This window comes from Photobacterium panuliri (genome assembly GCF_059920555.1).
In genome coordinates this window covers 1,203,753-1,222,193 of record NZ_CP197192.1, presented here as the reverse complement: position 1 = coordinate 1,222,193, position 18,441 = coordinate 1,203,753, and the positions used below count along the sequence as shown (strand labels likewise).

Annotated in this window: 20 protein-coding genes; 2 read left to right on the top strand and 18 right to left on the bottom strand. The window is 52.3% G+C overall.

Annotated features, from left to right (window positions below; translation table 11 throughout):
* Position 1 precedes the first annotated feature (1 nt).
* The 18 genes from ACSF8X_RS05815 to trmJ all read right to left on the bottom strand — a co-directional run bounded on the left by ACSF8X_RS05815 (position 2) and on the right by trmJ (position 16,507).
* Positions 2–613: a YfgM family protein gene (locus tag ACSF8X_RS05815; protein ID WP_500850897.1), complete on the bottom strand. Its 612-nt coding sequence runs from the start codon at positions 611–613 to the stop codon at positions 2–4.
* Between the two features lie 13 nt (positions 614–626).
* Positions 627–1,895 (bottom strand): histidine--tRNA ligase, encoded by a 1,269-nt coding sequence (gene hisS, locus ACSF8X_RS05810; RefSeq protein WP_047878845.1) that lies wholly within the window; start codon positions 1,893–1,895, stop codon positions 627–629.
* A 103-nt stretch (positions 1,896–1,998) separates the two neighbouring features.
* Positions 1,999–3,114, bottom strand: coding sequence for a flavodoxin-dependent (E)-4-hydroxy-3-methylbut-2-enyl-diphosphate synthase (gene ispG / locus ACSF8X_RS05805; RefSeq protein ID WP_047878846.1), 1,116 nt, complete (start codon positions 3,112–3,114; stop codon positions 1,999–2,001).
* A gap of 15 nt (positions 3,115–3,129) precedes the next feature.
* Entirely contained in the window at positions 3,130–4,110 is a 981-nt protein-coding gene (gene rodZ, locus ACSF8X_RS05800) for a cytoskeleton protein RodZ (protein ID WP_047878847.1), read from the bottom strand.
* Positions 4,100–4,858 (bottom strand): type IV pilus biogenesis/stability protein PilW, encoded by a 759-nt coding sequence (gene pilW / locus ACSF8X_RS05795; protein ID WP_047878848.1) that lies wholly within the window; start codon positions 4,856–4,858, stop codon positions 4,100–4,102. The genes rodZ and pilW overlap by 11 nt, the downstream gene beginning before the upstream one ends.
* A 100-nt stretch (positions 4,859–4,958) precedes the next feature.
* Positions 4,959–6,080: a dual-specificity RNA methyltransferase RlmN gene (gene rlmN, locus ACSF8X_RS05790; protein ID WP_500850896.1), complete on the bottom strand. Its 1,122-nt coding sequence runs from the start codon at positions 6,078–6,080 to the stop codon at positions 4,959–4,961.
* Between the two features lie 285 nt (positions 6,081–6,365).
* Positions 6,366–6,794 (bottom strand): nucleoside-diphosphate kinase, encoded by a 429-nt coding sequence (ndk, locus tag ACSF8X_RS05785; RefSeq protein WP_047878850.1) that lies wholly within the window; start codon positions 6,792–6,794, stop codon positions 6,366–6,368.
* A 98-nt stretch (positions 6,795–6,892) separates the two neighbouring features.
* On the bottom strand, positions 6,893–8,173 hold the full coding sequence (pepB, locus tag ACSF8X_RS05780) for an aminopeptidase PepB (RefSeq protein ID WP_500850895.1): 1,281 nt from the start codon (positions 8,171–8,173) through the stop codon (positions 6,893–6,895).
* Between the two features lie 53 nt (positions 8,174–8,226).
* Positions 8,227–9,519, bottom strand: a complete 1,293-nt coding sequence (gene pepB, locus ACSF8X_RS05775) for an aminopeptidase PepB (RefSeq protein ID WP_047878852.1) — start codon at positions 9,517–9,519, stop codon at positions 8,227–8,229.
* Between the two features lie 454 nt (positions 9,520–9,973).
* Positions 9,974–10,174: a Fe-S cluster assembly protein IscX gene (gene iscX, locus ACSF8X_RS05770; protein ID WP_047878853.1), complete on the bottom strand. Its 201-nt coding sequence runs from the start codon at positions 10,172–10,174 to the stop codon at positions 9,974–9,976.
* A 134-nt stretch (positions 10,175–10,308) separates the two neighbouring features.
* The gene (gene fdx / locus ACSF8X_RS05765; protein ID WP_047878854.1) at positions 10,309–10,647 is read right to left on the bottom strand and encodes an ISC system 2Fe-2S type ferredoxin; all 339 of its coding nucleotides are present in this window, start codon (positions 10,645–10,647) and stop codon (positions 10,309–10,311) included.
* Positions 10,648–10,649: 2 nt separating this feature from the next.
* The gene (gene hscA, locus ACSF8X_RS05760; RefSeq protein WP_047878855.1) at positions 10,650–12,506 is read right to left on the bottom strand and encodes a Fe-S protein assembly chaperone HscA; all 1,857 of its coding nucleotides are present in this window, start codon (positions 12,504–12,506) and stop codon (positions 10,650–10,652) included.
* A gap of 39 nt (positions 12,507–12,545) precedes the next feature.
* On the bottom strand, positions 12,546–13,061 hold the full coding sequence (gene hscB / locus ACSF8X_RS05755) for a co-chaperone HscB (protein WP_047878856.1): 516 nt from the start codon (positions 13,059–13,061) through the stop codon (positions 12,546–12,548).
* Between the two features lie 80 nt (positions 13,062–13,141).
* Positions 13,142–13,465: an iron-sulfur cluster assembly protein IscA gene (gene iscA, locus ACSF8X_RS05750; protein ID WP_047878857.1), complete on the bottom strand. Its 324-nt coding sequence runs from the start codon at positions 13,463–13,465 to the stop codon at positions 13,142–13,144.
* An 18-nt stretch (positions 13,466–13,483) separates the two neighbouring features.
* A complete protein-coding gene (gene iscU / locus ACSF8X_RS05745) occupies positions 13,484–13,870 on the bottom strand; it encodes a Fe-S cluster assembly scaffold IscU (RefSeq protein WP_047878858.1) in 387 nt (128 codons plus the stop codon).
* 34 nt (positions 13,871–13,904) lie between these two features.
* On the bottom strand, positions 13,905–15,119 hold the full coding sequence (locus ACSF8X_RS05740) for an IscS subfamily cysteine desulfurase (protein ID WP_047878859.1): 1,215 nt from the start codon (positions 15,117–15,119) through the stop codon (positions 13,905–13,907).
* Positions 15,120–15,150: 31 nt separating this feature from the next.
* Positions 15,151–15,657 (bottom strand): Fe-S cluster assembly transcriptional regulator IscR, encoded by a 507-nt coding sequence (gene iscR / locus ACSF8X_RS05735; protein ID WP_047878860.1) that lies wholly within the window; start codon positions 15,655–15,657, stop codon positions 15,151–15,153.
* A gap of 112 nt (positions 15,658–15,769) precedes the next feature.
* On the bottom strand, positions 15,770–16,507 hold the full coding sequence (trmJ, locus tag ACSF8X_RS05730; RefSeq protein WP_047878861.1) for a tRNA (cytosine(32)/uridine(32)-2'-O)-methyltransferase TrmJ: 738 nt from the start codon (positions 16,505–16,507) through the stop codon (positions 15,770–15,772).
* 237 nt (positions 16,508–16,744) lie between these two features.
* On the opposite strand from trmJ, the gene suhB reads away from it, so the two are divergent.
* A complete protein-coding gene (suhB, locus tag ACSF8X_RS05725) occupies positions 16,745–17,545 on the top strand; it encodes an inositol-1-monophosphatase (protein ID WP_047878862.1) in 801 nt (266 codons plus the stop codon).
* Between the two features lie 207 nt (positions 17,546–17,752).
* The gene (locus ACSF8X_RS05720) at positions 17,753–18,439 is read left to right on the top strand and encodes a leucine-rich repeat domain-containing protein (protein WP_500850894.1); all 687 of its coding nucleotides are present in this window, start codon (positions 17,753–17,755) and stop codon (positions 18,437–18,439) included.
* Positions 18,440–18,441 lie beyond the last annotated feature (2 nt).

The window sequence follows — 18,441 nt, the reverse complement described above, 5'->3', positions numbered from 1 at the left end:
CTTACTGAGCCAAATCATCCAACTTGATTTGCAGTGCTGGCGAACCGCCTAGCTGCTGGGCTTGGACATAGGCTTCACGGGCAGCAATCGCATCACCTTTCTGAAGCAAGATGTCACCTTTAAGCTCTGCCACCTTACCTTTCCAGCTTTCTGCCGTCACCTTGTCAAGCTCAGCCAGTGCCTTGTCGTAATCCTGCTGGGCCGCAAAAATACGGGCCAGACGGGTCTGGGCAATAGGTAGAATCGCCGCATCCTGAGTATTGGCAATCGCCCAGCTCAGCTGTTCGGCGGCGGCGTCCAACTCACCTTTCTCCACCTGAACTTTAGCCAGTTGAAGCGCAGCCAGCACCGAGTATTGGCTGCTCTGGTGAGCGGAAATATATGCTTTCATGTCAGCTACAGCATTGTCGCTGCCACTTTCAAGTGCACTGACCACTTGTGTATATGCATCTGATGCCTGCTCCTTGGCTGACTGGACTTCGGCTTGGTAATAACGCCAGCCAGTCAGACCACCCAGACCAATCACAGCGCCAAGAACAACGGCTTTACCGTTTTCTTTCCACCAAGCCTTAATCTGTTCAACTTGTTGTTCTTCTGTGATATTGCCGTCCACTTCCTGTCCTCTCTTAAATCAATTCGGCCAGCTTAGCTGCCACGTCGTCCTGCGACATAGTGGTTTGCTCACCGCCGCGAAGATCTTTAACTACCACGGTATTCTCGGCGATTTCATTTTCGCCCAGCACCAATGCAACTGCCGCACCGACATTATCGGCACGCTTGAACTGTTTCTTGAAGTTACCGCCACCGAAGTGACTCATCACACGTAGACCCGGTACCTCTTCGCGTAGCTTTTCAGCCAGCTTCATGCCCGCCATCATGGTGCCTTCACCCGCCGTTACCATGTAGACATCCACCGCACGGCGAACATCGTTCAGCTCAAGGGTTTCCATCATTAGTACCAAGCGCTCTAGGCCCATCGCGAAACCAACTGCAGGCGTTGCCTTGCCGCCAAGCTGCTCAACCAGACCATCGTAGCGGCCACCGCCACAAACAGTACCCTGAGAGCCAAGGCTTTCCGTGATCCACTCGAACACGGTACGGTTGTAGTAATCCAAACCGCGTACCAGACGCTCGTTTACCTGATATTCGATACCAGCGGCATCCAATAGTTCACACAAACCGTCAAAATGTTGTTTTGACTCTTCGTCTAGGTACTCAGACAGCTTAGGCGCGTCAACCAGTACTTCCTGAATAGCCGCATTCTTGGTATCCAGCACGCGCAGCGGGTTGGTGTGCATGCGACGCTTGCAGTCTTCGTCCAGAATATCGATATGCTGCTCAAGGAATGCAACCAATGCCTGACGGTAATCAGCACGCGCTTCTAGCGAACCAATTGAGTTCAGTTCTAGGCGAACATGCTGGTGAATACCCAACTCACGCCACATGCGAGCCGTCATCATGATCAACTCAGCATCAACGTCAGGGCCGTTCAGGCCGAATACCTCAACACCGAACTGGTGGAACTGGCGGTAGCGACCTTTCTGAGGGCGCTCGTGGCGGAACATTGGGCCGGTGTACCACAGACGTTGTTCCTGATTGTACAGAAGGCCGTTCTGAATACCGGCGCGCACACAGCCCGCAGTACCTTCAGGGCGCAGGGTCAGGCTGTCGCCATTACGGTCGTCGAAGGTGTACATTTCCTTTTCAACAACATCCGTCACTTCACCGATCGCTCGACTAAACAGATGCGTCGATTCAACGATTGGCATACGTACTTCACTGTAACCGTATGCGCTCACAACGTGTTTGATGGTCGATTCCACTTTCTGCCAAAGTGGGGATTGTGTTGGAAGGCAATCGTTCATGCCTCGAATTGCTTGAATTTGTTTCGCCACGTTTATTCTCGTTAACCGATGGGGAATGGAGTTGAATATATAGGTTATAACGCAAACTGTGAACCGCTGTCGTCAAAGACAACAGCGGTTCAACGGAATTTCGTTATTTTTCTGCTACATCAATACGATTTTTACTATCGAGCATTGATGCCTTTGCGCGGATCTTAGCTTCTAGCTGGTCAATGACATTCTCGTTGTCAAAGCGTTCTTTCTGACGCACGCCGTCTTCGTAGAATGCGCTCTTACGGTTGCCGCCGGCAATACCGAGATGCGAGGCCTCTGCTTCGCCCGGGCCGTTCACCACACAACCGATCACGGAAACATCCATCGGGATCGTAATATCCTCAAGGCGCTGCTCGAGCTCGTTGACCGTGCCGATCACATCAAATTCCTGACGCGAACAGGTCGGGCAGGCAATAAAGTTAATCCCGCGAGAGCGGATACGCAAAGACTTCAGGATATCAAAGCCCACTTTGATCTCCTCGACCGGATCAGCGGCCAGAGAAATACGCAGCGTATCACCGATACCTTCAGAGAGCAGCATGCCCAGACCAACAGCCGATTTCACCGCACCTGCTCGGGCACCGCCAGCTTCGGTAATACCAAGGTGAAGCGGCTGAACAATCTGGCGGGCTAACTGACGGTATGACTCCACCGCCAAGAATACATCTGATGCTTTTACGCTGACTTTGAACTGGTCGAAGTTCAGGCGGTCAAGAATATCAACATGGCGCATCGCCGACTCAACCAGGGCTTCAGGGGTTGGCTCGCCATATTTCTGCTGGATATCTTTTTCCAGCGAACCGCCGTTGACGCCGATACGGATCGGGATATTTTTGTCCCGGGCACAATCTACCACCGCGCGGATACGATCCTCACGGCCGATATTGCCAGGGTTGATCCGCAGACAGTCGACGCCATATTCTGCGACCTTGAGGGCGATGCGGTAATCAAAATGAATGTCTGCCACCAGCGGTACATTGACCTGCTGCTTGATTAGGCGGAAAGCCTCAGCGGCGTCCATCGTCGGCACCGAAACACGGACAATATCCGCACCGACTTTTTCCAGTGCCTTAATCTGGGCCACCGTTGCATCCACATCCGTGGTACGGGTATTGGTCATCGACTGCACCGCAATAGGTGCACCATCGCCGACAGGTACGTTACCCACATAAATACGTGTGGACTGGCGACGTTTAATTGGAGACTCGTTATGCATTACATTCACTCTGTATTACTGCGGCAGCTTCAGGCGTGCCACTTTACCGGCAGGATACCGGCTCAAATCAACTGGCTCGCCTTTATAGCTCATGCTCACTACGCCAGGGGCGCCAAGCACAATTTTAAACGGCGCGTCCCCGTCGAGCTTTAGTACCTCACCGGCTTTTTTGATCCCTGAATCAAGGCGGCGCCCCTTGGCATCGCGAATATCAATCCAGCAATCACCACTGAAAGTCAGTTCTAGCCCGGTAGCAACAACAACTGGGGCTTCCGGTACAACCTCGGTCACTTGCTCGGCAGCCAAACTATCTGCACTGTCGACTATCGCTGGCTCGGCGGGCTCCGGATCGGTAAAGCTGTCAGCAAACTCAGCTTTCGGCTCGCTATTCAGATCACCCGCCGGCATAACCTTCGCCTCGAGCGGGCTGTCAACCGTGGTCACGACACTGGCTTCTTCGACGGGATTGGCATCAGGCGATACTGTCACCACCGCAGCTTGATTTGTACCAGAGTTGGCAAGGGACTCGTCAAGCGGCTGCTGAGTCGTCAGTGTCGCTGGCAACTCGGCCTCCGGCGACATATGCAGACTCTGCCACCACCATACCCCGGTCAGACCGATAAACAGTGCTGCCAGCACCCAAGTCAAACGCATAATGCGGTTATCATGGGCCTCGCGCTTGGTGCGACGAGAAAAGCTTTGCATTTCCTGCTCTTGCGGCTGAGCCTGACCAAGCTGATCAAGGCGAGCTAGGATCTCAGCCTCATCAATCCCGACGAATCTGGCATAGGAGCGGACGTAACCGCGTGTAAAGGTGGCAAGCTGAGCCTGCTCGAAATTATTTTGTTCGATATCATTGACGACTGACAGGCGTAGCCTGAGCCGACTGGCAACATCTTTCTGCGAATAGCCCTGTGCTTCACGAGCCTGACGCAGCATGTCTCCAGGAAGCATAATATCTTCTGTTGTGCGTTCTTCGTTCTGTTCAGTATTCATTAGCTAGATATTTTTGATATTGCAGTGAGTCAGGGTACTCCTGCTCGAGAATGCCTGCATATTTAGATACCAAGCTTTCTCGGTCAGCTTTATGTTCCAGCTGCACCAACAGCCACAAACTGTCGGCCTTGTACCCATATCTCTTATTAAATTTAAACAGCCTCACCCTTGCCTCGTTAAGGTTACCCTCTTCAATGTCAAGCAATGACAGCTCCAACATTGATTTCGCTCGGTAAGGATCGTAAGACAGCGCCTTGGTAAAATATTCTCTCGCCTCAGGATTATTTCCGGCCTTGAGGCTACATAGTCCAGCATTTTCGTAGCTGGCTGATGTCAGGTAATAGTAAGGTTGCTTTATCGCGCCTTCAAAAGCACTAATAGCTTCGTCATAACGCCCCTGAGAACAGAGGAATACCCCAAAGTTATTCTTCACATCGCCATTTTTCGGCGAATCGCGCAACGCTTGGCGGTACATGGCCTCAGCCTGCTCGGGTTCATCAACCCGTTGATAATAATAGGCCATAGCATTCTGAGCGCGGTAATATTTTGGCGCATATTCCAAGGCAAGCTCCAAATTGTCACGAGCGCGCTGCCATTGGCCATTTTTCATATAGGTCAGCCCAAGCGTAATCCTTGCTTCAGCTGCTTGAATTTCATCCACTTCCCTTTGCTCTGTGCCGCTTTCATCCACTGTTACACAGCCGATTAATAAACTACACAATAATGGGTACACCGTCCACCGTACCATGCTATCCCCGCATTCCAATCCATCGTCTAAGTATCCTGCCCACCGTGAGCAAGACATCGCTGGTACCCGATTACATCACAGATACCAGCTACATTTTCTATTAGACTGATTTTACCGGGATTTGTTCACCGTTTTGAAGCTTTGCTTGGGTACGTTTCGTGCGGTCAATCACATCACCAACCAATTGTCCGCAAGCTGCATCGATATCATCGCCGCGGGTCTTGCGCACTGTCACCGTAAAGTCGTACTCCATCAGCGTCTTCATGAAACGGTCGATGCGAGAATTGCTCGGCTTGTTGTACGGAGAACCCGGGTACGGGTTGAACGGGATCAAGTTCACCTTGGCTGGGGTATCTTTAAGCACCTCTGCAAGCTGGCGAGCATGCTCCATGTCATCGTTGACATGGTCAAGCAATACGTATTCCACTGTTACACGGCCGCGGTTGGCGTTCGACGACGCGATATAGCGACGTACTGATGCCAAGAACTCTTCGATGTTCCAACGGTTGTTGATCGGCATAATTTCAGAGCGCAGCTCATCGGTCGGTGCATGCAGCGAGATCGCCAGTGCCACGTCGATATTGCCCGTCATCTGATCAAGACCAGAAACAACCCCTGACGTCGACACGGTCACGCGACGCTTGGATAGACCAAAGCCCAAATCATCAAGCATGATCTCCAACGCCGGGATCAGGTTCTTCATGTTCAGCAGCGGTTCGCCCATACCCATCATCACCACGTTAGTGATCGGGCGACGACCAGTCTCTTTCTCGACACCGATCTCTTTGGCTGCACGCCACACCTGGCCAATGATCTCGGATACACGAAGGTTGCGGTTGAAACCCTGCTGCGCGGTAGAGCAGAACTTACACTCCAGCGCACAACCAACCTGAGAGGATACGCACAGCGTCGCACGATCTTCATCTGGGATATAAACCGTTTCAACATCCTGATCACCAACGCGCATTGCCCATTTGATGGTACCGTCTGAAGAGTGCTGGGCCTCTGAGACATACGGGGCGCGGATTTCGGCAACCAGTTTCAGCTTTTCACGCAGCTTCTTGTTGATGTTGGTCATCTGATTGAAGTCATCGCAACCGAAATGATAAATCCACTTCATGACCTGATCGGCTCGGAACGCTTTCTCGCCCAGTTCATCAGCGAAATACTGGCGCAGCCCCTTGCGATCGAAATCCAGTAGATTAGTTTTAACAGTGGTCATCGGTTGTTGCCTCTTTCTATGCGTGACGTTGTCTGTACCTTAGGTATTGGGCCATCTCCGGCGCCGAATACGACAGGACCTTTGTATATCTGAGATATCACCAAACCGGCTTTCGCCCTATTTTATGTTCAGTTTGGTTTAAGGCGCGAAATTGTACAGGCTTTGCCTGCGAGTTTCCACCAGTTACCAACACCTCCGCCCCAGAGCCACTCTGCTTCCGCTGGCCGTAACCCAATAAAAAAGGGAGCCATCGCTCCCCCTTAGTAACAAGATTGTATTTATGCGTTAGCCACGAGTGTGGATTTCGTCATCAGCAAAGAAATAGGCGATTTCACGAGCGGCTGATTCTGGGCTGTCGGCACCATGCACTGAGTTGTGGCGCAAACTCAATGCGTAGTCGGCACGCAACGTCCCGCAGGCCGCCTCTTCAGGATTAGTCTTGCCCATCAGCTCACGGTAGCGGGCAACGGCATTTTCACCTTCTAGCACCTGCACCATAACCGGGCCGGAGGTCATGAAGGCTACCAAATCATCGAAAAACGGCTTGCCTTCATGCTCAGCATAGAAACCCTTGGCCTTGTCGGCATCCATATGGATCATCTTGGCGGCAACCACTTTCAGGCCAGCCTGTTCGATACGCTGGTAGATAGCACCAATCAGGTTACGCTTGACGGCATCTGGCTTGACGATTGAGAACGTTTTTTGAATTGTCATTATTATAATCCTTTTGAATCAGTTTGTTTTTGCTGCCACCTAGCCGGCGACAACGCCCCTCAGGCAAATAGCGCTAATACACGTTAACAGCTTCAGAACTACTGTAACAGCAATGCAGCAATGTTGGCTACACCCAACCCCGTCGCCCCGGCAGACCAACGGGCGTTGCCGCTGTCATGAAAGCAGGCGGCCAAGTCCATATGCAGCCAACGGCAGTTATCCGTATCGACGAAACGAGAGAGGAATGCCGCCGCATTCGATGCCCCGCCGAAACCGCCCCCTTTCTGCACAGCACTGTTTGCCGTATCGGCATAATGGGACGGGCAATGCCCCTGGTGCCATTTTTCCAACGGCAGCGGCCAGGCGGGCTCATTGACCAAGTCAGACAGCTGCTGGGCCTTAGACAGCAACTCCCTGTCAAGGCTGAACAGGGCATTGTAATCAGCCCCAACCGCAACCATCGCCGCCCCGGTCAGGGTCGCGGCATCAATCACTAATGGCGCTTTCATCTCGCTCGCGGCAATCAGGCCATCCGCCAGCACCAAACGGCCCTCGGCATCGGTGTTGACGATTTCTACCGTCTGGCCGTTCTTGTAAGTCAGGATATCCCCCAACTTGTAGGCATTTCCGGCAATCAAATTCTCGGCGCAGCACAGAATGAGCTTAACCCGCTGGCGCAGCCCCTGCTCGATCGCATACCCCAAGCCCGCCGTGACTGTCGCCGCGCCTCCCATATCGCACTTCATGGTCACCATCCCAGCACTGGCTTTGATGCTGTAACCACCGGAATCAAACGTGATCCCCTTGCCGACCAAGCATGCCGCCACCGGGGCGTCAGGATCGCCGGTTGGGTTGTAGTCAACGGTCAGCATCACCGGTGGGCGGACACTGCCCCGACCGACACTGTGCGTTCCGATCCAGCCCTGCTCCAGCAACTCGTCACCCACAATACGCTGGGCGCTAACGGCATCGCCAGCAATTCCCTTGAGAAAGGCCACCGCCTCCTCGGATAATTTCTCCGGGTACATCTCCTGCGGGCCGGCATTGACCACCCGCCGCACCCAATCAGCACTGCGGCGGCGAGCATTGAGCAGTTCCAGCTCGTCCTCATCGATTGAGGCCCAGCTTAGCTGCACCGTTGTTTTCGTGGTTGCAAAGCCGCAGTAGAATGCCCATTGGCGCTCATAGCTCCATCCCTTGCCCTCAAGATTGGCAGCGGTAACGCCCTGCCCCTGAAGCTGGCGGGCCGCCTGCTGGATCCGGCGCAACGGGTAATCGCCGCCATAATGGATCACGGCGCCGTCACCAGAATATGATACCAAGGCTTTGTCGCCCCACACGCCGGAGTGCGGCTGCGACGAAAGTGAAATGTTAAGCATGGTTCCTTCCTTTTGAACACTGCCCCGAAAATCGAGGCAGTGAGTATTGTTTGTTATTCTTCGTCATCACACAGGATGTTGGCCAAGGTTCGCACCCCCATGCCCGTCGCACCGACACCCCACATATCCGATGCCGACTTGCGGTAAGTACCGCTGGCATCAACGTGCATCCAACCATGCTGGTAATCTTCGACAAAGTACGACAGGAATGCCGCAGCCGTGCTGGCTCCCGGGGTAAAGTCGCCCATCGAAATATTCGACAGGTCGGCAAAACTCGACGGCATCATGCCACGGTGCATTTCAGCCAACGGCAACGGCCACAACCCTTCGTTCTCATCGCTAGCGGCCATCAATGCTTTCTGGGCCAGTGCATGGTCAAAGCTAAACAGCGCATGGTAATCATTGCCCAACGCATTCTTCGCCGCACCGGTCAGGGTGGCGCAGTCAATAATCAACGCCGGGTTCTGGCTGCTGGCATAAATCAGGCCATCGGCCAATACCAAGCGCCCTTCAGCATCGGTATTGAGGATCTCGACTGTCTTGCCGTTCTTGTAGGTGATCACATCACCCAATTTGTAGGCTCGGCCAGAAACCATATTCTCGGCACAACACAGAACCAACTTGATTCGCTTGTTGGTACCACGGGCAATGGCCAGTGCCAATGCACCGGTTACCAGCGCCGCGCCGCCCATATCGGTTTTCATTGCCGTCATACCGGCTGATGGCTTAATACTGTAACCACCGGAATCAAACGTGATCCCCTTGCCGACAAGGCAAGTATGCACTGGCGCATCTGGGTTACCGGTCGGGTTGTAATCAAGGCGCAGCATCGCCGGAGAGCGCTCAGAGCCTCGACCAACGGTATGAATACCGTTCCAGCCTTCATCAAGCAGATCGTTACCCTTGATGATTTTGTAAGTCACATGCTCTGGAGCCAATGCCTTGATCAGCTCGCCGGCACGGGCCGCCAACTGGGACGGACGCACAAGCTCTGCCGGCTGGTTGATGATCTCGCATACCCAGCCAGTCGCCATCAAACGCGCCTGCAGTTCAGCTTCGTCGGCACTCTCCAACTCACCCCAGCTCACCTCGTTGCCTGGCTTGGCATTGCGGTGGCCTTGGACAAATGCCCAGATCGTCTCCAGATCCCAGCCATCACCAGCCAAATGAACCTGCTTGATCCCCTGGCCATCGAGCTTGCGTCCCGCGCGCTGCACGGCAGCCAATACATTCCCATCGGTCAGGTGCACGATTGCGCCATCGGCAGCAAAGCTGATCTGCGCATTTTTCCCCCATTGCTCGGCGGCCGCTTCCCTAGATAAAAGAACGTTCATTTTGGCAGACATGAATTACTCCTTGATTGGTCTGTTATGGTCCAACATGACCGATAACATAAAGAGGTGGATAACGAGTCAGTGCGATACCTTTTCCTAACGTATTCGAATAACAGTTCGATGACAATCATGTTACCCCGATAACAGTTTCAATGGGGGCACATCAATGCATTACAAGGGGGTATCGTGGTTTTGCGAATAAAATCAGATAACTCGTCCAGATTTCACAGAAAACACAGAGGAAAAATTCACCAAAAATGGCTATTCCCAGTAGTTTTTCAACCTTGCCTTGAGGGCATGAAATAAACAAGCTGTTTACAACAGGAGTCAGATCAAGATCAGGATCTTGCTGCTAGGAGCCAGAGCATTGAGACGCAGGAGGTCAAAGGAGGCTAACAAGCAGCCAGCAAGGCGTGACGAACACGCGATGAATCTGGCTGGCTCACTAATAAATGAATGAATGGGACTAATCGGCTTCTTCGATCCAGCACATCTGCACCGCTTCGAGCACCCGCTCGCTACAGTGCTCGGGATCATCATCAAACCCGTCAATCGCCAAAATCCAGTCGCGCAAATCCGTAAAACGCACCGTAACCGGATCAACCTCCGGATGACGCTCTGCCAGCTCGATGGCAAGCTCACGCGAATCAATCCACTTCAAACTCATAACATATTCCTCCGAGTTGAGATAAAGGCGATGGACTGTTATTCCTCAAGCCTCTCGTGCTAGAGCAGGCCATGCAAAGGCTAGAGGAATAAAAAAATGCCACCTGCCGAATCACGGCAAGTGGCATCATCATTTTAGTGGTTTTCCGAGGCCAGATTCAGGGTGTACTTCGGAATTTCCACCACCAAATCTTCGTCGGCCACTTTGGCCTGGCAGCTTAGGCGAGATTCAGGCTCAAGGCCCCACGCCTTGTCCAGCATGTCATCTTCCAGCTCGTCACTCTCGTCAAGCGAGTCAAAACCTTCACGTACAATGCAGTGACAGGTGGTACACGCACACGATTTCTCGCACGCGTGCTCAATGCCAATACCATTGCGCAGTGCCACGTCTAGAATGGTTTCACCTTCTTGCGCTTCCAGCACCGCCCCTTCAGGGCAAAGATCTTCATGGGGTAGTACAACAATTTTAGGCATGCCTAAACCTCATCAATCGAATGGCCGGCCAGTGCACGACGGATTGACTGATCCATCCGGCGTGACGCAAATTCCTGGCTAGCTTTATCTGTCTTTTTAATTCCAGCTTCAATGGCGTGCGGGTCGTTGCCCTGACGCAGCTGAACCAATTCCATCATCACAGCTTCCAGCTCTTCGCGCTCTTCTGTGCTCAGCAAGGTTTCCCCATCCTGAGCCAGCGCTGTAATCAAGCCTTCCAGTACCCGGTCAGCTTCCACCTGCTGCTCGGCCAAGGCACGTGCGTCCTTGTCCTGCTGCGCATGGGTCATCGAATCGCGAAGCATGGTCGCAATTTCATCATCACTCAACCCGTAAGACGGCTTAACCTGAATTGATGACTGTACGCCGCTGCTCTTTTCCATCGCAGTGACCGACAGCAGACCATCGGCATCAACCTGATAGGTTACTCGAATATGTGCAGCACCCGCGGCCATCGCCGGGATACCGCGCAGGGTAAAGCGGGCCAAAGAGCGGCAGTCGTCCACCATCTCACGCTCGCCCTGCACAACATGGACAGACATTGCGGTCTGGCCATCCTTGAACGTTGTGAACTCCTGTGCTCTCGCGACAGGAATCGTCGTATTACGCGGGATGATCTTCTCGATCATACCACCCATGGTTTCAATACCCAGCGACAGTGGGATCACATCCAGCAGCAGCATATCGGCATCCGGCTTGTTGCCAACCAGAATATCCGCCTGGATAGCCGCACCGATTGCCACAACCTGATCAGGGTCGATCGAGGTCAATGCCGGCTTGCCAAAGTATTCGCCCACCATAGAGCGAACTAACGGCACACGGGTCGAGCCGCCGACCATCACGGTCTCAAGCACCTCGTCGGTGGTCACGTCAGCATCTTTCAACGCACGGCGACAGGCCATCAGGGTCTTCTTCACCAATGGCTGGATCAAAGCGTCAAACTGATCACGGGTCACGGTTCCCTGCCAGCCAAGTACGTCTACATTAACTTCATCACTCGCCGACAGGGCTTCCTTAGCTGACTGAGCCGCGTCTTGCAAAATACGCAATTGCGAAGCGCTCAGCGCCGAATCGGCCATGCCCGCCTGCTCCGCCAACCACTGCGCCAGCAGGTGGTCAAAATCATCACCACCCAGTGCAGAGTCGCCGCCGGTTGCCAGTACCTCAAACACGCCCTTGGACAAGCGAAGAATGGAGATATCAAAAGTACCGCCACCCAAGTCGAACACCGCAATCACGCCCTCTTGACCCGAATCCAAGCCATAGGCGATAGCGGCCGCTGTCGGTTCGTTGAGCAAACGCAGCACATTCAGATCCGCCAGCTTGGCAGCGTCTTTGGTGCCAGCACGTTGCGCATCGTCAAAGTAAGCCGGTACGGTAATGACCACACCTTGAAGATCACCGCCCAAGCTGTCTTCGGCACGTGCCTTGAGCGATTTCAAAATCTCAGCTGAGACCTGTACCGGATTAACAGCACCTGTTACTGTCTCCAACAGCGGCAGACCGTTGTCTGACGCGCTAAAGCGGTAAGGCAATTGCGGGTAACGCTGCTGAATATCAGCCAGAGAACGCCCCATCATCCGCTTTACCGAGATGATGCTGTTGGCCGGATCCTGCTGAGCAGCTTCACGCGCCTGATGGCCGACAACCACGCCGCTAGCCTGGTAGTGAACTGCTGATGGCAAAATCGCACGATCCTGCGCATCTTTGAGGGTTTCCGGAACGCCGCTGCGAACTGCAGCTACGAGAGAGTTTGTAGTCCCAAGGTCAATACCCACCGCAAGCTTGTGCTCATGCGGGGCTGCGCTCTGACCAGGTTCAGCAATCTGTAACAGTGCCATGTTGGTTCCTGTGGTGTTTAGTACCGGGTACGGACAAATTCAGTCAAGCAGGCGCTCTTCCAAACGCTCTACTTCTTCACGCAGCTTAACAATAAATTTTAGCTTGCGCACGGCATCTGCCGCCGAGTCCCAGCTTTCATCATCGAGTAATTGTTCGAGTTGTGCCAGTTGCGTCTTATACAACGCCGATGCTTCCTGTTCAAAATCAAACAGGGCCGACTCAGGGTCGCTGGCTTGGGGGATCTCTTCCAACGCTTCGCGTAGCTCCATCTGCTGCATCAAAAAGGCCGGATCTTGGAGCGTTTTTTGCTCACCGCGAATTTCGTGACCATTGACTGACAGCATGTACTCTGCACGAGATACCGGATTTTTCAGAGTTTGGAAGGCATCGTTAATCTGTGCCGCTTTCTGGACGGCCAACAGGCGGTCTCGCTCAGAAGCAACGGCAAAATTATCGGGATGGAAACGACGCTGCAATTCCCGGAATTGCGTTGAAAGAAGGCTACCGTCCAGTTGAAACTGAAAAGGTAGCCCGAAGAGTTCGAAATGATTCATATCGCATCAGTATCTAGAAAAAGACAGAACCTGATAACTGCCCAATAAGAGGCCGCGATCAGGTTCGGTCAGATTAGCGATTACACGTTGAAGCTTTCACCACAACCGCATTCGCTAGACACGTTCGGGTTGTTGAACTTGAAGCCTTCATTCAGGCCTTCTTTGGCGAAATCCAATTCAGTACCTTCGAGGTAAACCAAGCTCTTGGCATCAACAATGATTTTGACGCCCTTCTCTTCGAATACCTGATCACCCTCATCGAGGTGATCGACAAATTCCAGCACATAGGCCATACCAGAACAGCCGGAGGTACGGACACCAAGCCGGAGGCCAATGCCTTTTCCGCGGTTTTCTAGGAAAGTAGCGACACGACTTGCCGCCGCTTCAGTAATTGTGATGGCCATACAACAACCCTTCAAACATTAATTTTGTTCGTGTTTCTTTTTGTAATCGCTCACTGCCGCTTTAATGGCATCCTCAGCAAGGATTGAACAGTGAACTTTTACAGGCGGTAGCTCAAGTTCTTCGGCAATCGCCGAGTTTTTGATCGAAGCGGCTTCGTCAAGGGTCTTGCCCTTTACCCACTCAGTGATCAGAGAGCTTGAAGCAATCGCAGAACCACAACCGTAAGTCTTAAACTTGGCATCTTCAATGATGCCTTCCTCAGATACTTTGATCTGAAGCTTCATTACGTCACCACAAGCCGGTGCACCCACCATGCCGCTGCCGACGTTTTTGTCATTGTTGTCAAATGAGCCCACGTTACGCGGGTTCTCATAATGATCGATAACTTTTTCACTATATGCCATGACAGTTTCCTCGAATACGTGATGACCGCAAGATTTAGTGGTGTGCCCACTCGACCGTGTTGAGGTCAATACCTTCTTTGTACATATCCCACAGCGGAGACATGTCACGTAGTTTCTCTACCGCACCGCGGATTTGTGAAACTGCGTAGTCTACTTCTTCTTCCGTCGTGAAGCGACCGAAAGAGAAACGAATTGAGCTATGCGCCAGTTCATCATTCAAACCAAGCGCGCGCAGTACGTAAGACGGCTCAAGGCTCGCAGAAGTACAAGCCGAACCTGAAGAGACAGCAAGATCTTTCAGTGCCATCAGCAGCGACTCACCTTCAACGAAGGCAAAGCTGATGTTCAGGTTATTTGGCAGGCGCTGTTCCATATCACCATTGATGGTCATCGCTTCAATACCTTCCAGACCGGAAAGCAGGCGGTTACGCAGAGCCAGCGCGTGCTGGTAGTCTTTGTCCATCTCTTCTTTGGCAATGCGGAATGCTTCGCCCATACCGACGATCTGATGAGTCGCCAGGGTACCAGAGCGGAAACCACGCTCATGGCCGCCACCGTGCATCTGCGCTTCAAGACGGATACGCGGCTTACGGCGAACATACAGGGCACCGATACCCTTAGGGCCGTAAATTTTGTGCGCTGACAGTGAAATCAGATCGACTTTCATCGTCTGAACATCGATTGGCAGCTTACCTGCCGACTGGGCAGCATCGACGTGGAAGATCACTTTCTTGTCGCGGCACATTTCGCCAATAGCAGCAAGATCCTGAATCACGCCAATTTCGTTGTTTACATGCATGATAGATACCAGCACGGTATCCTCACGGATTGCATCGCTTAACTTGGCAAGGTCAATCAGACCGTTGGATTCTGGCTCAAGGTAAGTCACCTCGAAACCTTCACGCTCCAACTGGCGGCAAGGGTCCAGCACAGCTTTGTGCTCGGTCTTGCAGGTAATCACGTGCTTGCCCTTCTTACCGTAGAAGTGGGCTGCGCCTTTGATCGCCAAGTTGTCTGACTCTGTTGCGCCGGACGTAAATACGATTTCGCGCGGGTCTGCGTTTAGCAGTTCGGCAATTTGCTCACGCGCAGTGTCGACTGCTTCTTCTGCCTGCCAACCGTAACGGTGTGAACGAGAAGCCGGGTTACCGAAATTTCCATCCATCGTCATGCATTGCATCATTTTCTCTGCAACGCGAGGGTCCACCGGGCAAGTAGCTGAATAATCAAAATAAATTGGCAGTTTCATCTTCATCTCCGAAAACACGGACGTCTAGTCTCTAGGAGCGAACATCGACACCGATCGTGGTGCTGTCGTGTGTGTTTTTATGTCCAAATGACGATTTACTAAGGATCTGATCTTGGCGATCAGAAATCGTTTGTACGTCATTGTCTTGCATCAACTCACCGAGAGTGATGTTGTTCAAAAAGCCGCTGATACGGGAGCTCAGATCACGCCACAGGGTATGGGTTAGGCAACGTACGCCACCCTGACAATCCCCTTTCCCGTGGCACTTGGTGGCATCAACCGATTCATCAACAGCCGCAATTACCATGCCTACAGCAATGTTATTGGCATCTTCGCCAAGGCGGTAACCACCACCTGGCCCACGCACACTGGCCACTAGGCCGGCCTTGCGTAGGCGAGAAAATAATTGTTCCAGGTAGGACAGTGAAATCCCCTGGCGCTCGGAAATGTCAGCCAAAGGGACTGGACCATCCTGAGAATGCAATGCCACATCCAGCATGGCTGTGACTGCGTATCTTCCTTTTGATGTCAATCTCATAACACACCGCTACCCACGTCAATTTATGGAAGCAGTGTCGCATACCCGACTAATACGGTCAAGTATTTACCTGACCATTTTAGTCAGGCTTTTAACCTTTCAGATAGTGTGACTATTTATCCTGCCCTTTGAGTGTTTTTTCTACGGCAGTGAGGATGCCGCGCAAGATATTCAGCTCCTGAGCTTCAGGGCGTGCGCGGGAAAAAAGCCGGCGCAACTTGGTCATCACCATGCTTGGCTTATCTTTATTGATAAAGTTGGTTTGAGTCGCGACATTTTCAAGATGCTGGTAAAACATTTCCAGCTCTTTCATCCGGGGATAGTCAGCATCATCCTGCTCGGCATCACCTTCTAAGGCTTGATTCTCGAGGTGTGCCATGCGAATTTCGTAACCGATGGTCTGAACTGCCATCGCTAGGTTAAGCGAGCTGTACTCGGGATTGGCCGGGATATAGACGTGACAGTGGCAGCGCTGCAATTCCTCGTTCGTCAAACCGGTACGTTCACGACCGAATAGGATAGCAACAGGGTGACTAGGCGCTTCAGCCATCGAGCGGCGGCCACACTCTCGCGGATTTAGTTGCGGCCACTCCAATGTTCGGGAACGGGCGCTAGAACCAATCACCAAACCGCAATCGGCAATCGCATCGTCCAGCGTCGCCACAATTCTGGCATTCTCGACAACGTCCGCAGCCCCCGCAGCCAGTGCATAGGTCGTCTCATCGATATCACACTGAGGATCAACCAGAACCAGATTGGTCAGCCCCATGACTTTCATCGCACGAGCTGCAGACCCAATATTGCCGGGATGGGATGTCCCCACCAAAACCACACTGACTTTATCTAACATAGGAGGTGTAACTTCGACTCTTCAATAGAACCGAGGATTTTAGCACAGAGATTTTAAAATAGGTGAAAACATGTAAAAACATTATACCAATAACGCAAACCCCTGCCCGACTGACGAAAAACGCATCGGATCATGTAAGATCATCGCCAGGGCAAAAAATAACCACTTCCCTTTTCGTCTAGCTCTGATATACTCGCCGCCGCTTTTTAGTTCTTTAACATCCGTTGGGAAGATCCTATGCATCCGATGCTAAACATCGCCATTCGTGCTGCACGAAAGGCAGGTGACCATGTCATTAAATCACTAGAAAAAACACAAGCTATCGAAGTAGCTAACAAAGGTAATGATGTTGTTACCAACATCGATCATGAAGCGGAAGCTATCATCATCGAAACAATCCGGAAATCTTACCCGGAGCATTGCATTATCGCAGCTGAAAGCGGCACAATCGAAGGCCGTGACAAAGAATGTCAGTGGATCATCGACCCAGTGGATGGCACCAAGAACTTCGTTCGTGGTTATCCTCACTACGCAATTTCTGTTGCACTGCGCATGCGCGGCCGTACTGAAGTTGCAGCTGTTTACGACCCTTCCCGTAACGAGCTTTTCACTGCTACTCGCGGTTCAGGCGCTCAGTTGAACAGCCAGCGTATCCGTGCTTCTCAGCCACGTGACCTAACTGGTACAACACTTGCTACTGCATTGCCGTTTGCTGCAAAACAGCACGCTGAAAGCTACATGAAAATCCAGAACGCCCTGTTCGTTGATTGTGACGACATGCGTCAGTCTGGCTGTTCTGCTCTGGACCTTTGCTACCTAGCCGCTGGCCGCGTTGACGGCGTATTCAAGCTAGGCCTTAAGCCTTGGGAAATCGCAGCTGGTGAACTAATCGCGCGTGAAGCTGGTGCTATCTGTACTGACTTTACCGGTAACACTAACTACCTGACTTCTGGCAACATCGTTGCTGGTAACGCTCGCGTAGTTAAGCCACTACTGAGCAAAATCCGTGAACACGGTAGCGATGCTCTAACTAAGTAATCATTACGATTGCCTAATTACTAAAACGCCCCGGTACACTGTACCGGGGCGTTTTTTTATCCTCGCCATTTCACCCGTCACCCAAATACTCATCCCGCATATTCAGAAAACCCAAACAATACCTTTTAAAACAATACGAAACGAATAGATTGAGTCTCCTATTGTTATGTAGAATGCCAGCTTGTTTATCTAACTTAGGTGACGGCCATGCCTACCATTTCCCCTCGTATCCTCCCATTATCAGCAATCACTCTTCTCTGCGCCACGCTCCTCAGTGGCTGCGACAAGCATTACGAGACCGTTGCTGCCATCCCATTTGCCGACAACAACTTCCGCAACTGCGTCCTAGAGGCCGACGAGCAGTATTCCGAAGACATCACGGAGCTGGAGTGCGATAACAGCAATATCAAGTCTGTTGCCGAGTTGAAGTACTTTGAAAACTTACGCGAGCTTTCCCTCAAAGATAACCATCTCACGACCATCGATCTGACCCACAACCCTGAGCTCCGCAGCATTAATCTGGCGGACAATGAAATTGAGGAGCTGGATCTGAGCGAGAATGAACAACTGCGCAGCCTGATCGTCACCGACAACGAGCTGGAAACCTTGGATCTTCGAGCCAACCACAAGCTTGAAGATGTACTGGCAGGCAACAACGAGCTGGAAAGCATTCGGCTTGGCAAGGCAAAACGCCTTTCCCACCTTGCCGTTCCCACCAACGAGCTCACCGCGCTCGATCTAAGTACAGCCAGCGAACTCAAAAAGCTGAACGTGATGGACAACGAGCTGACCGCGCTTGATCTGAGCAACAACAAAAAACTGACGGGCTTGATTGAAAAAGGCAACAAAATGAACGGAGGCAAGCAACGCCCAGCCAGCGAATGGCGGCAGTGATC

Coding starts and splice junctions, on each gene's coding strand:
- ispG (WP_047878846.1), bottom strand. CDS start 3,114: ATGCATAACGAGTCTCCAATTAAACGTCGCCAGTCCACACGTATTTAT.
- rodZ (WP_047878847.1), bottom strand. CDS start 4,110: ATGAATACTGAACAGAACGAAGAACGCACAACAGAAGATATTATGCTT.
- pilW (WP_047878848.1), bottom strand. CDS start 4,858: ATGGTACGGTGGACGGTGTACCCATTATTGTGTAGTTTATTAATCGGC.
- rlmN (WP_500850896.1), bottom strand. CDS start 6,080: ATGACCACTGTTAAAACTAATCTACTGGATTTCGATCGCAAGGGGCTG.
- ndk (WP_047878850.1), bottom strand. CDS start 6,794: ATGACAATTCAAAAAACGTTCTCAATCGTCAAGCCAGATGCCGTCAAG.
- pepB (WP_500850895.1), bottom strand. CDS start 8,173: ATGCTTAACATTTCACTTTCGTCGCAGCCGCACTCCGGCGTGTGGGGC.
- pepB (WP_047878852.1), bottom strand. CDS start 9,519: ATGTCTGCCAAAATGAACGTTCTTTTATCTAGGGAAGCGGCCGCCGAG.
- iscX (WP_047878853.1), bottom strand. CDS start 10,174: ATGAGTTTGAAGTGGATTGATTCGCGTGAGCTTGCCATCGAGCTGGCA.
- fdx (WP_047878854.1), bottom strand. CDS start 10,647: ATGCCTAAAATTGTTGTACTACCCCATGAAGATCTTTGCCCTGAAGGG.
- hscA (WP_047878855.1), bottom strand. CDS start 12,506: ATGGCACTGTTACAGATTGCTGAACCTGGTCAGAGCGCAGCCCCGCAT.
- hscB (WP_047878856.1), bottom strand. CDS start 13,061: ATGAATCATTTCGAACTCTTCGGGCTACCTTTTCAGTTTCAACTGGAC.
- iscA (WP_047878857.1), bottom strand. CDS start 13,465: ATGGCCATCACAATTACTGAAGCGGCGGCAAGTCGTGTCGCTACTTTC.
- iscU (WP_047878858.1), bottom strand. CDS start 13,870: ATGGCATATAGTGAAAAAGTTATCGATCATTATGAGAACCCGCGTAAC.
- ACSF8X_RS05740 (WP_047878859.1), bottom strand. CDS start 15,119: ATGAAACTGCCAATTTATTTTGATTATTCAGCTACTTGCCCGGTGGAC.
- iscR (WP_047878860.1), bottom strand. CDS start 15,657: ATGAGATTGACATCAAAAGGAAGATACGCAGTCACAGCCATGCTGGAT.
- trmJ (WP_047878861.1), bottom strand. CDS start 16,507: ATGTTAGATAAAGTCAGTGTGGTTTTGGTGGGGACATCCCATCCCGGC.
- suhB (WP_047878862.1), top strand. CDS start 16,745: ATGCATCCGATGCTAAACATCGCCATTCGTGCTGCACGAAAGGCAGGT.
- ACSF8X_RS05720 (WP_500850894.1), top strand. CDS start 17,753: ATGCCTACCATTTCCCCTCGTATCCTCCCATTATCAGCAATCACTCTT.